General features: G+C 38.9%; 11 protein-coding genes, 1 tRNA gene and 1 pseudogene. 6 read left to right on the top strand and 7 right to left on the bottom strand.

Features of this window, described 5'->3' with window-relative positions; translation table 11 throughout:
* Window positions 1-137: 137 nt before the first annotated feature.
* Window positions 138-908, bottom strand: a complete 771-nt coding sequence (locus tag ANA_RS14605; RefSeq protein WP_015080821.1) for a circadian clock KaiB family protein — start codon at window positions 906-908, stop codon at window positions 138-140.
* Window positions 909-943: 35 nt separating this feature from the next.
* Window positions 944-2,161, bottom strand: coding sequence for a type IV pilus twitching motility protein PilT (locus ANA_RS14600; RefSeq protein ID WP_015080820.1), 1,218 nt, complete (start codon window positions 2,159-2,161; stop codon window positions 944-946).
* Between the two features lie 648 nt (window positions 2,162-2,809).
* Here ANA_RS14600 and ANA_RS14595 point away from each other — a divergent pair.
* Complete coding sequence (locus ANA_RS14595) at window positions 2,810-3,184, top strand: hypothetical protein (protein ID WP_015080819.1); 375 nt, start codon at window positions 2,810-2,812, stop codon at window positions 3,182-3,184.
* Window positions 3,185-3,350: 166 nt separating this feature from the next.
* On the opposite strand, the gene opcA is transcribed toward ANA_RS14595, so the two are convergent.
* The 3 genes from opcA to fbp form a co-directional block, all read right to left on the bottom strand.
* Window positions 3,351-4,724 carry a glucose-6-phosphate dehydrogenase assembly protein OpcA gene (gene opcA, locus ANA_RS14590; protein ID WP_015080818.1) on the bottom strand — a complete coding sequence of 458 codons (1,374 nt, stop codon included), beginning with the start codon at window positions 4,722-4,724 and terminating at the stop codon, window positions 3,351-3,353.
* Between the two features lie 165 nt (window positions 4,725-4,889).
* Window positions 4,890-6,419 carry a glucose-6-phosphate dehydrogenase gene (zwf, locus tag ANA_RS14585; protein WP_015080817.1) on the bottom strand — a complete coding sequence of 510 codons (1,530 nt, stop codon included), beginning with the start codon at window positions 6,417-6,419 and terminating at the stop codon, window positions 4,890-4,892.
* 342 nt (window positions 6,420-6,761) lie between these two features.
* Window positions 6,762-7,799, bottom strand: coding sequence for a class 1 fructose-bisphosphatase (gene fbp / locus ANA_RS14580; RefSeq protein ID WP_015080816.1), 1,038 nt, complete (start codon window positions 7,797-7,799; stop codon window positions 6,762-6,764).
* Between the two features lie 201 nt (window positions 7,800-8,000).
* Here fbp and ANA_RS14575 point away from each other — a divergent pair, with 201 nt between their 5' ends.
* Complete coding sequence (locus tag ANA_RS14575) at window positions 8,001-8,630, top strand: hypothetical protein (protein ID WP_015080815.1); 630 nt, start codon at window positions 8,001-8,003, stop codon at window positions 8,628-8,630.
* Window positions 8,631-8,767: 137 nt separating this feature from the next.
* Here ANA_RS14575 and ANA_RS14570 read toward each other — a convergent pair.
* A tRNA-Lys gene (locus tag ANA_RS14570) sits at window positions 8,768-8,839 on the bottom strand.
* A gap of 183 nt (window positions 8,840-9,022) precedes the next feature.
* Here ANA_RS14570 and ANA_RS26645 point away from each other — a divergent pair.
* The 4 genes and pseudogenes from ANA_RS26645 to ANA_RS24750 form a co-directional block, all read left to right on the top strand.
* A complete protein-coding gene (locus ANA_RS26645) occupies window positions 9,023-9,190 on the top strand; it encodes a hypothetical protein (protein WP_158310538.1) in 168 nt (55 codons plus the stop codon).
* A 450-nt stretch (window positions 9,191-9,640) separates the two neighbouring features.
* Window positions 9,641-12,067, top strand: a complete 2,427-nt coding sequence (locus ANA_RS14565; RefSeq protein WP_015080814.1) for a hypothetical protein — start codon at window positions 9,641-9,643, stop codon at window positions 12,065-12,067.
* A gap of 69 nt (window positions 12,068-12,136) precedes the next feature.
* The gene (locus tag ANA_RS14560; protein WP_083881473.1) at window positions 12,137-12,373 is read left to right on the top strand and encodes a hypothetical protein; all 237 of its coding nucleotides are present in this window, start codon (window positions 12,137-12,139) and stop codon (window positions 12,371-12,373) included.
* Window positions 12,334-12,534, top strand: a pseudogene (locus ANA_RS24750) (transposase); the annotation flags it as partial. The gene ANA_RS14560 and the pseudogene ANA_RS24750, both read left to right, overlap by 40 nt.
* A gap of 324 nt (window positions 12,535-12,858) precedes the next feature.
* Here ANA_RS24750 and ANA_RS14555 read toward each other — a convergent pair.
* Window positions 12,859-13,038, bottom strand: a complete 180-nt coding sequence (locus ANA_RS14555; RefSeq protein WP_041458080.1) for a hypothetical protein — start codon at window positions 13,036-13,038, stop codon at window positions 12,859-12,861.
* Between the last annotated feature and the right edge of the window lie 10 nt (window positions 13,039-13,048).

The following is a 13,048-nucleotide window of genomic DNA, read 5'->3' as shown; positions in this document are numbered from 1 at the left end:
CCTGACTTCTCAGTAATTTAGCGGAATTTATGTAAATTTTTGATAAAATTGTCAGAATCAGGATTAACAGGATTTTTTACAGCTAATTCCAGTCCTAAAATCCTTGTAGAGTCCATACATTCTTTATCATCAGTTGTCTATTGTCCCGCTAACATTTGTAGGAGTTTGTCCGCATTATGTAAATTACCAACCATGCGCCGAATTGGATGAGGCCAAACCTTAACTAAAGTAGGAGTAGCAGAAACTTGATCAATTTCTGCCTGTTCTGGATTGGTGAGAACATCAATAACTTTGAGAGTATAAGGATATCCTAGCGAGCGCTCTAAGGATTCGTGCAGGTTTTGTAAAATTTTTTCTGTAGTCGCACTATGACCAGCCACAAACAAGCGCAAAACAAAGCCTGGGGGACCTGGGATCTTTTGTAGCACTGGTTGTGTATTAATGACTGGTTGCTGGTACTGTGAGGGAGAATCAGCCAAATCCAAACGCACAATTAAATCATGATCTTGCCAAAGTTGAGGAAATGTAGAGCGATAAGTTGATAATACCAAGCGATCGCACAAACCATCTTGCCAAGGTGCTGATTGCCAAACCAAATCTCCCGTCCCAAAAATCGCATTCAGCACAGCTTGATGACGCATTACTGCTGGATAAGCCTCCGCAAAAATTTGTACTTTTTGAGTCCGAGGATTTAACCAGTGATCAATGGTTGCAGTATAACAAGGTACTAAAAAATGTGGCGGCTCTGGTAAGTCGAGAATTTCCTGCAAAGCCGCACATAAATGTAAATGCCATCTTCCTTGCTTACTAGGGTCAATACAATAAATCAAATCCCCACCAGGCGTAAACAAGGCAATACCCTTGAACAACTGGGGTTTAGATAGTTTGTCTAAATTCAACTTAGTCATTGGTCAGTTGTCCAGGGTCAGTTGTCAGTTGTTAATTAAACACGACCTCGGAGGAATTGCGCCATTTCGTTAGGAGTTGCCGACATTTCCAAAGCTGTTTCTTCAGTAATCCGGCCTTCTTGGTAAAGGTTGAGTAATGACTGATTCATTGTCACCATGCCATCAAAACTGGCTTGTTTCATCAAGTCCGCAATCTCATCATACTTGCCATTCTTCACCCATTCCTTAACAGCCTCAGTATTAATGAGAATATCGTGGAAAGCCGCCCGATTACCATCTGTAGTGCGGCATAAACCTTGAGCAATTACAGCTACTAAAGATTCCGCAAGCGCTATCCGCATAGCTTCCTGTTCTTCACCCGAATACAAATTGAGAATCCGTTCAATAGTTTTTACCGCACTATTAGTGTGCAGAGTTCCCATCACCAATTGACCTGTTTGCGCCGCTTTTAGTGCCGTATTTACAGTTTCCTTATCCCGCATTTCCCCCACCAGAATTAAATCTGGATCTTCCCGCAAAGCTGCTTTTAAAGCATTATCAAATTTGCGGGTGTGCATTCCCACTTGCCGCTGTTTAACTAAAGACTTACGACTTTGGTGGACAAATTCTACCGGGTCCTCAATCGTAATAATATGTTTAGCCATCTCCCGATTAATATAATCAACCATTGCTGCCATTGTCGTGGATTTACCTGAACCAGTAGGACCTGTCACCAAAACTAAACCCTTGTGATGGTGACAAATATCTCTAAACACTGGTGGTAAGCGCAACTGCTCCATAGATAGAATTTTGAGAGGAATTAACCGCAGTACCATGGCATAACCGCGCAGGGAATCGAACACATTAATCCGCACACGGGCAAAATCGTACTGAGTCGCACCATCAAATTCTAAATGTTCTTGAAACCTTTGAATTTCAGAATCAGAGAGAATCTCCCGCAACCAATTCATAAAAGTCGGTTTATCAGTTTCGGGGTAACTTGTGGTCAGAATTTCGCCCCGGTTGCGGAAGCGGGGTATTTCTCCTACTCCCAAGTGAACATCAGAGTAACCTTCATCAAATGCTTCCTGGATAAGCTGTACCAATGTCCGTTCTAAAGGTTCATCCGTGGGCGCATTGTCATAAGAATATATTGGTGGTGGCAGAGTAATTATTGACGGTGCTGGTGCATTTATTTCTAAATTTGCCGACTGATGCTGTATTTTTACTTTTGGCAAGGGTGGCGGTATTCTGAATGTTTGTGATTCTGTCATATATCTTCACTTTTTTTAATTGGTCAGTTGTCAGTTGTCAGTTGTCAGTTGTCAGTTGTCAGTTGTCAGTGGAAAATATTTTCCTTCTGTCCCCTGCTTCCTGCTTCCTGCTTCCTGCTTCCCCTGCCTCTGTTATGCAGTCTTCTTAGTGGGTTATTCACCAATATACATATTTTTTAACACATACTGATTATCCTTGGTCTTTCATAGGATTTACGTAATATATTAGCAACTAATAATACGGAGTAATTAAGGATAAAGAGGCGGGGCAAAGTGAAAGAAATTAAGAATTACCCATCATCTACAATCTGTTTTGATCACTTTTTGATAAATTATGAGAAATGATATCGTTTTTTATAAGAAATGTTAAGCATCTGGGTAATCAGATTGCGGGGATCAATATCTGCTTCTCATCTATCCTTAGTCTATATTTCTCAAGGCATAGACCAAAACTCTCTTCCCTACCTGTGGGTATATGTGAATTCTTATTCATAAGTAGAAAAAATCAACTGTAAACTTTAGTAAAGAAATGCTCATTTTGGAGCTAAGGTTTTATATACTAAATTTCACTGAAACAAAATCAGTTAATTCGCTTTCGAGTGATAAACAACTGAAATTTAAACTTGCTGTGTATTAGGAGGAAAAGTCATGGTTTCTGCTCAAAGCTCTAATCTAGTTCAGACCGACTCCTTATTAATGATGAAAAGCTTTTTAATCTGGACATTTACATTGGCAGTGTGCTTGTTAGTCGTCGGCTTTCCATTGGTTGTATTGATGGCTACGGTTGGCTGTCTATTGTCCATTGTTTTACAATCTGTGATGCCCGCTAGTGCCGTGTTAATTGTGGCAGGTGGTTTAGTAATGTTTAATGTTATGGCAGTATTAATTGCTGCTGGAGTGCTAACAGCTAAAGGTATTCATCCTACGCAAATAAAATGGTTAAGTTGGTTGCATGGTAAAGCTGAAAAAGCCCAAACCACTGTTTATGCAGCTTGTCCTTTAACTTGTGAAATTAACCAATAATTATCATTGGCTAACACTCGACAAACAGTACATCTGCCCGGTTTATCCGGGTTTTTTAATATTTAAAACAGGGAACAGGGCAGAAGCAGAGGGCAGAAGCAGAGGGCATGGGGAAAATATTTTCCACTGACAACTGACAACTGACAACTAACCCATTACCCATTAACTACTTGCCTAACTTAATAGTGTTGCCAATTGCAGTTAAACTGTCTTCAAATAAAGCCTCACGTCCCCAGCGTTGTACTTGTTGACTTAACAACGCTTCGGCTTTTTGTTCAGAAAGAGAAGTTACTTGTTGGAACAAGCCAGACGACTGAGCGCCTCCATGAGTTTCCATTCGCATACAACCGCCAGTTTCCGAACAAATCACAGTTCCGCAATTAGCTTGAATATTAGTAGAACTCAAACGCAAACCAATTAAATCACCGATAATTTCCCCCATATCAGCAATGGGAACACCTGCTAACTCAGCTTCTATGTGTTTTTGGTCTTGAGACAGGAACTGAATCGAGGTGATATTATAATCACCGTTTTCCTGTTTATAGGAAACTGGCTGCCATTCTAAGCGATTAGCTAACCAACCCAAATACAATAAGGCTTGAGCAGCATTGCCTTTTTCATAATCAATATTGACACGATCAATTTCTCTAAGAGCAGCGCGACGATTAGGCGCATCATAAGCTTGTGCTGTTAACTCCTGCCATGCTGACAACCGCCGCCAATTCAAATCAGCCAAAGGTATACCAGATTCTACTAACTTCTGCAAGCTGAGTAAATCATCTTCTGGTGTATTAAAGTTGCAGGAGTCAACAATGACATTATTGCAAACAGACGCTAAACGCCTAAACAAAGTATTGCCAGCATCTGGTGTAGCTTTCCACCAGAGGAACTTAGGCAAACCACCAATTAACAAAGCGGGAATCATGCCCCCAATCCGTTCTAAAGCTGCAACAGTACCAGTAAGGGTAATGTACTCACAACAGATAAGAGTGCTGGAAGATTGCTTTTGAATGGGACAATAGGCAGAAACTTGGGCTTTTACCCCTTCATCATCGCCGGCAATGGGACATAAAGCAATAATTCGGCAAGGGTTACGGGTAGCAATTTCGTCAGCAATAGTGGGACTGGTAGGACTAAAAGTATACCCCATAGCTGCACCATGATTATCTCCATTTGGTCCAGTGCGCTGCTTTTGGAAATATTCAGCCCGTAAAGCCGTCAGAGTTTCTGGTGTAGCAGTACCAGTTTCTGGAAGGTGGTGCTTTTTCTGGACTTCCTGTAAAGCTGTTTTAGTTTGTGGTCCGAGAATACCGTCAACTGGACCCTTGTAAAAGCCGGTTGCAGTTAACAAATACTGAGTTTCTTCCGGTTCATAAACTACTAAAGTAAATGTTGTGGCGCGGGTAGCAGCGGGTAAACCACCGTCTTCCCCTTGAATACCGTAACTTTGCCAAACTTGATTAAGTTCTACCTCAATTTCTGTGAGGGAAACATCCTTGGGCGCTTGCAAAGAAAAAATTGTCGGTGCTTGGGAAATCATATTTGTCAGTTGTTCGTTGTCAGTTGTTCGTTGTCAGTAGGGGCGAAGCATTTGGAAGATAAATTATCGGTCATTGCCAAAAATAGTTCTCCAAATGCTTCGCCCGTACAGTTGTTCGTTGTCAGTTGTTCGTTGTTTTGCTACTGACCAATGACCAAGGACTAATTAAAGTCTGCGCCAGCGGCGACCGTCTTGGTTGATTAGTAATTCTGCTTCTTCTGGTTCCCAAGTACCGGCTTCATACTGAGGAATATTCGCAGGATTGGCTGGTAAATCCCATACAGACAAGGCAGGTGTAACTACTTGCCAAGCCGCTTCTACTTCGTCCGCCCGTGTAAACAAAGTTTGGTCGCCCATCATACAATCAAGGAAGAGACGATCGTAGGCATCGGAAGTAGCAGAAATACCTAGAGAGCCGTAGCTAAAATCCATATCTACGGCACGGGTACGGAAATCACCACCGGGCATTTTCACATCAAACCGGAGGGAAATACCTTCATTGGGTTGTATTCGCATGGCCAAAACGTTGGCGTTTGTTTGTTGAGCCGCAGAGGGGAACATTCTCGAAGGAACTTCGCGGAAATGAATCGCAATTTCACTGACTTTTTTCGGCATCCGCTTACCAGTTCGTAGGTAAAAAGGAACACCTTGCCAACGCCAGTTATCTACCATGAACTTCATGGCTACGTAAGTAGGGGTAGTAGATTCAGGATTAACACCTGGTTCAGTTCGATACCCTGCCACCTGTTGACCTTTCATCCAACCCGCGCTGTATTGTCCACGAATTGCTGATTTTGACAAATTATTAACATCAGCTAAACGAGTCGCTTGTAATACTTTAACTTTTTCCGTGCGGATACTGTCAGCATCCATAGAGTTAGGTGCTTCCATGGCCGTTAAACAGTAAAGCTGCATGAGGTGATTTTGCAGCATATCTCGCAACGCGCCCGCACTTTCATAATAACCCGCCCGGTCTTCTACTCCCACGGTTTCGGCGACAGTAATTTGTACATGATCTACAAATTGCCGATTCCACAAAGGTTCAAAAATGGCATTAGCAAAGCGGAAAACCAGCAAGTTTTGTACCGTTTCTTTCCCTAAGTAGTGGTCAAGACGATAAACTTGGTTTTCTTTACAAACCTTTTGTACTACTTGGTTGAGATTTTGAGCGGAAGCTAAATCACGACCAAAGGGTTTTTCAATGACTAAACGCTGTTTTTCGGGGTCTTCTAGCATTCCTGCTAACCCTAGTTGCTTAATAGCTTCAGGGAAGAAATTAGGGGCAACAGAGAGGTAAAACATCCGGTTTCCTCTTGTTCCTCGTTTCTCGTCTAGTTCAGCCAATAGGGTTTTCAGTTTTTGGTATCCTGTGGGATCATCTATATTTCCAGGACAGTAAAATAAACCTTGGGAAAAGTCTTGCCAAAGTTCACCTAATTCCACATTAGCGTGAGCTTCTGCCATGCCTTTTTGCATTTGCTCGCGGAAGTATTCGTGACTCCATTCCCGACGCGCTACGCCCACAATGGTGGTTTCTGCGGGAATACGTCTTTCTCTCCGCAATTTGTACAGTGCTGGTACTAATTTACGCCAGGTTAGATCTCCAGAAGCACCAAAGATGACGATAATTTGTGGTTCGGGCATCCCTTGCTGCTGTAGACCGACGCGCAATGGATTTTCTAGCAGACTGACCATAGGATTTTAGATTTTAGATTTTAGATTTTGCCAGAGGTGAAGGGCAAGAAGAAAAAGATCTCTACTTCCTGATCTTTTCTTAAATTCCGCAATCTCCTCTATAGGTGAGAATAGCTTGACTTGACCTTTGAAAGAGTTCATGAATCACACGGAAAGGACACAGACAGGTTATTGCAAGTACATAGAGTACAGAATCAGAATTTAGAATCCAGAATTTAGAATCCAGAATCCAGGGAATTTATTCCCTGTCTTATAGCTAAAGTCGGTTTTAACCGACTGTTTTTCTGTTATTTGTTCTATGTGGAACATGAGGTTTGATTTTTTAATTAATTAGAGTTTTATCTAATTACCTGTTTTGATAAAAGACATGACCTTGGCTACATTTTCTTTACTACCAATAATTAATGGTGTCCGCTGGTGCAATTTGCTGGGAACTACATCTAAAATATCCATTGTTCCTGTAGTCGCTATACCTCCAGCTTGTTCAATTAAAAATGCTAGGGGAGCAGTTTCATACAGCAAACGTAATTTACCTTCTGGTTTTTGTAGTGTGCCGGGATAGAGAAATACCCCACCCTGTAATAATATTCTGTGAATATCGCTCACCATTGCCCCACTGTAACGGGAACTATAGCCTTCTGTGCGATGAACATAACGGATATATTCTCTAAAAGATTCATCCCATTGCCAGAAGTTACCATCATTAACGCTATAGGTGGCGGCATGATCTGGCATTTTGATATTTTCTTGACAGAGAATAAACTCACCCAAACTAGGATCAAGAATGAATGAATGTACACCTGTACCTATGCTATAAACTAGCATAGTGCTTGGTCCATAGAGAATATATCCGGCTGCTAATTGCTTGCGTCCATTTGTAAGTAGATCCTTGGCTTCACCATCAGCATCTTCTCCTTCTTGCTGACGAATGGCAAAGATAGAACCTAAACTGAGATTGTTATCTGTGTTAGATGAGCCGTCAATGGGGTCATAAAGGAGAGTATAACGACCAATGGGGCAGTTTTCGGGGATGTAGTAGGGTTTTTCCATTTCTTCGGAAGCGAGACGACAGACTAAGCCGCTTTGCTTGAACACGGAAATAAATACTTCATTGGCGTAAACATCCATCTTTTTGACGGATTCTCCCTGGACGTTGACTTCTCCAGTAAATCCCAGCACCCCTTCCATTAAACCAGCGCGACTCAACCGACGGGCAACTAATTTACCCGCTAAAGCGATACGATTCATCAGCGCACTTAAATCCTGGGCATTTGGTCCAAAGCTTTGTAATTGCTGGAGGACGTGACGGGATAATGTTGTACAATCACGATCTAAAGCTTTATCTGTGGACAAATCTAAAGATTCTGATATTTGTGTCATGTTGTTCGCTGCTATGGGGTCATGTTCCTGCTTCTATCTTAGAAAGGGAATTTGATAACTTAAATGTGATTTTATATAAACTAAAGAATTGAATTTTTAATTTGAAGATTCTCGACTTCTTCAAGAAGTCGAGAATCTGTGTTTTTCAGTATTTTTCTCTAGATAATAAATCTTCAAAGTAGTTGACACTAAGCACGTAGAATGATACTGTGTACCAAGTTGTGTAAATATTTTTTTGATAGTCATGGTCAAGATCAATATCTCTACCCCCCCATAATCGCTAAAACCCTTGCTGTAAGCGGATTTGCGGCTTCTGTTTTCCTAAGTGCAGCCCCGGCTCATGCTATTAGTTTCAATTTTCAGTTTCAGGATACACGGCCTGGAGGTACTAACGGGTTAGTTAAGGGAACATTAAGCGGTTTAGTGGAAGGTAATAACTCTGGAACAGGGATTACAGCAACGGTTATATCTAGTCCCGGTGGTAAAGGAGTCGGTTCTGGTTATAATTTTTCTTCCACTGGTAACGGTAATGCTTTTAACGTTACCAGTGGTAATATAACTTTTGCTGATGCTTCGTTTATCAATTCTGCTGACACCTTCTTATTTTTGGGAACATCTGGGAATGACAGTTATTATAACGATTTAACTGATATGAGTACTTTCTCTTATGCCGATTACACCAACACTACAACACAATTCACTGCTGCGACACCTGTTCCCTTTGAGTCTAGTCCTATTGCGCTACCAGCATCATTAGCTGTTTGTTTTGGCGCTGCTAAACTCCGCAGAAACCATCTTGCTAAAAAACGCATGGTATCGGTTGAGGCTTAATTTGATTTTATAGACAAAACACAATAACAATTTTTGAGCCGGCTTGAGTCGGCTTTTGTCATGAGACTGGGAATATGGCTTATGCCAAGCTACGCTATCATTACCAGGCAGGTTTAAACTATTATCATTGCTTCTAATGGGTGAGGAGGGAATCGAACCCGCAACCAATTGATTAAGAGTCAACTGCTCTACCGTTGAGCTACTCACCCGTTCATTAACTCATAATATCAGACTTTTGAATTTTGCGCTAGTGTTGCAGCTAAAAAACTGGCAACAACGGAAATTGCATGATAAAAGTGGTTTGACTGTTAGCAGTTGTAAGCAGCTAGTAACATAACTGATCTAGTTTTTCCCTCAGATTTCCCTCACCTCAAAATTAACTTGGGGGAAAAATGGGGGAAAGTTCAAACCCAGATACGGCAATCAATCTGGATAATCATTTAATTGGTTATGAACGCTTACTGGCTTTAATTAAAAGCATACAGAAGCAGACTCCTAAAGGGGTAGGTTTAAAAAGAGAAGTCAGGGCATCTGCTACATACGTAGGGCTTGCTGAATAAACATAAAACCGGGACAAATAAATGACTTGATGGGGATAGAAAGTGAAAAAGGTGCAAGAAAAAGAGTTAAAATGCAGCAATTCTCATTTTGAAAAAATAAGATAAAATTCTCTTAATTTAAGTAAAAAATTTGTATGAAATTATCATTTTTTAATAAATTAAACTTAGACCTGCATCTGATGTTACTTTACCACCCTGGAAATTCACTACTACTGGAGGGAGTTTTTCTTGTTTGCAAGTGAACTGTTTTGGTATACAATCTGTTCTGACTGGGGTCATATTTTATAATTACTGAAATGCTTGTTACATATACGTTTTCGCAGTTTTTGACCCCTTTTTTTCTTTTCTTTGTGAGAAATCCGGCTTACCTCCTCCCATCGCTGTGTCAGCAGCAGAAGTTGATCACCGTCTACCCTTTCAAAACTTCAAAACATTTACGTCAATTTACTTATGTCTCCTAACATTGACCTAGCAGGAATTACCTTACCTAAGGCTCTCAAATTAAAACTGGAATCTTTGGATAATATAGATTTAGTCTCGTCAAATTCAGAAGTTTATTTAGATTTAGATTTAGATCATGATTTGCAATTAAATTTAGACGAAATTTTTAACATTCATAGTAAAATCCCATACATGAATGTAGCCCTAGATAGAATTATTGTTGAAATATTTAGCCAACCTGAAATTAAAATATCCGCATCAAAATGTAAACTTTATAAAAATCATCATAAAATTGAAATTAGGTGTCGAGGATTCCTAAATAACAGAAAAATTGAATTGATTTTTGGACGAAAAACCACATTAAGATATCAATTAACTAGTGATTTTAGTTTCAGTAAACTCACAAATAAAATTCCTATTATCAACAATCTAAAATTAGCCAATTCAGAGTTAATTATCACTAACATTGCCCATGCTTTTGCACATTCAAAATCAGGTGATATTAATTTAAACAGAGGACTAAACTTTATCGGAGATATTGATTTAAGAAAGTTCCCTAAAAACTTTAGTAATTTTCTACATAAAAATTTAGGGATTACATACTTGGAATCTATGATTAGTTTCAATCCCACAGGACAAGTTAGCTTAACAGGTAATATTGCAAGTGATATGCAACTATTTTCCCGCCAACAATTTAAAGCTAATTTTAGTAACTTGCTCATGGAATTAAAAATTGATCCTGATTTAGAGCCAAACTTTGGATTAACTGGAAATTTAATTCTTCAAGGTTACGACCCTACCCAGGAAAAAGAACCTAAACTATTTCTCTCTGGTTCTCTCTCTCTCGAACCTGAATCTTTAACAGCATCTTTCTGTCAACAAAGTGAAAAATCCTGGCATAATCCCTATGGTTTGGTAGGAACTGAACTTCGCAATATCAGGTTTCAAGGAGGTGGAACATATTTACCTCCTTACTTTGATAATTTTGGCTTCATTGGTGATTTGAGATGGGAAAAAATAGATATTGAGGTAGCATTCCTCATAGATACTAATGATCCTGAGCGATTAGCTTTAGTTTTAACTCCTAATCAAGCCGTTAGTTTAATAGATTTGTGGCGCGGTCTAGTCAGTTCCTTTATTACCAAACAAGTAGGTTGCTCAATTGATTTAGTTAACAAAGCCCTAGGTTTATTAGAAAGTCTGGTAAATTTGACTATCGAATCAATTGATAGGGATAGAGACGGAAAAATTAACCCATTAATTAAGTATGTTCCCTTCCCGACGATGATTGCAGGCCAACCAATATCAGAAGGTTTAGAAATTAATGGCAAAGTCAATGCTTGGGGTCATGAAGCAATCTTATTCCTTGAAGGTGACAAAAGTTTAAATAATATTAGTGGTTCGTTAAAAGTTTTAGAAATAGATTTAGGATTTATCAAAATTAAGGGAACAGATGACGATAGCTTAGATTTAGCTTTAAACGTAACACCTAGCGAGCAGTATTTTCAAGGAGATGGCTATGTAGAGTTGTTTAATAATCAAATTGCAAATGTTGAATTTAAAATTACTTCTAGCAATGCTACCTTTAAAAACTTTGACTTGAGTTTAGCTAATTTATTGAGTATTGATGTTGATGACCTAACTATAGATATAAAATCTGGTTCTGGTAGTGGTTCAGGAAAGGTTTCAATTTTGGGTAATACTCTGGTAGGGATTACCTTTGATGTTAATCACAATAGTGTTAACCTGAAGAACGTTCAACTGAATTTAGCAAGTTTCTTAACTTTGACTATTCCTAATCTCACAGTTAATTTAAAGAATCAAAGCGCAACCGGAAAAACAAATATTATTGGTTTTAATCAATCTTTAGGTAAGGGTACGTTATCATTTAACCTTCAAGACGTTTTAATTAATGATGTAGCTCTTAATTTAGCCAATGTTCTCAAGCTAAATGTTCCTAAGTTTAAAGTAGATTTAATGAATAAAAAGATTTTTGGTTTAGGTGATATTACTCTCCTGGGTAAACAATTCACATTACTAGGAATTAGTCTGAATGAGAGTGGATTTCAAGCCACAAGTAATTTCAACTTTGGCATTTTAGCTTTCAACGGTGCTACAGTTAATCTAGGCAAGGGAACTCATGGTAATATCAATAATTCTGCTAGTATTTCCGGGAATCTCAAGTTTTTAGGTTATACTTTTGCTAATATTACTGCTAGTGTAAATAGCAGTAAATTAACTGCATCAGGTAGTTTTAATTTTGCTGGTGTTCTCATCCTTAAAGGGATAAATAATCAAAGAAATGCCAAAATAATGCTGAAAAAATCTAAAAATGGATTTTATAATTCTGTTAGTATTATAGGTAGATTTTATCTCTTAAACCAAGAGTTGACTTCAGTAAATGTGGATTTGAGAGACTTATTCAGCAAACCCTAACTAGGGCTTGCTGAATAAACATAGAACCGTGACAAATCAATGACTTGAGGGGGGATAGAAAATGAAAAGGTGCAAGAAAAAGAGTTAAAATGGGTAAAAACCCTTGCACAAAAGCGTAATAGAATGTATAGAAAAGCGCAAGAACAAGAAACAGCACCAGGAAAGTTTCAACTACCTTTCGAGGAGAAATTGGCATTAGATAATCCGTGGGTAATCATGACAAAAATGATACCTTTGTCTGAATTTGAATCAGAATATGCAGCAATTGTCAAGAAAGAGGAATTAGAATTAGTGGTCTACCATTAGGAAGACCGCCCAAAAATGTCAGTTCAGAAACAAAGAAACAAGCCGCTGATGATGAAGGAATTCGTAACTGTATTGAGGGCAAATTTGGGCAAGGTAAACGGAGATTTAGCTTGGGTAGAGTTATGGCTAAACTTCCTCATACCTCTCTGACTAGTACCGCAAGGCGGAAGTCAAAAGTCAAAAGTCAAAAGTCAAAAGTCAAAAGTAATATTGAGCAAGCTTTTTGACGATTAAGAATGGTTGGTTTATTTACGCCGTGCTGTACTAGTATTGCTATTACTTTTTTAGTTATGAATCTTTCTACCTTGCTATCAAGGTTTTTTCGGGGATTTTTATGGCAATTTTTGCAAATAACGTCTTTTTTCTCTAATTTGATTAGCAAAAGTTATATTTTGCAAAAATTTAAACAACAAAAACTTATATTTACTTTTGCCTAATTACTTAGTCATCTTTTTTCTTGCCTTTTCCCAATTTTTCAGCAAGCCCTAAATATCCCTGGCTTCTGCGATAATTAATGTGATAAATGAGAAGATTGTTAAAAGTTTTCGGGTATCTGAATTTCTCAAATCCTGGATATCCTGATTCTGACAAATAAAAATCACCAACTCCCCACCAAAAATAACATCCTGAAAATCCTCAAATCCTGGATATCCTGATTCTGACAATTAAATAAAC

Source organism: Anabaena sp. 90, from assembly GCF_000312705.1.
GTDB classification, from domain to species: Bacteria; Cyanobacteriota; Cyanobacteriia; order Cyanobacteriales; family Nostocaceae; genus Dolichospermum; species Dolichospermum lemmermannii.
This window is presented reverse-complemented; position numbering and strand designations above follow the sequence as displayed.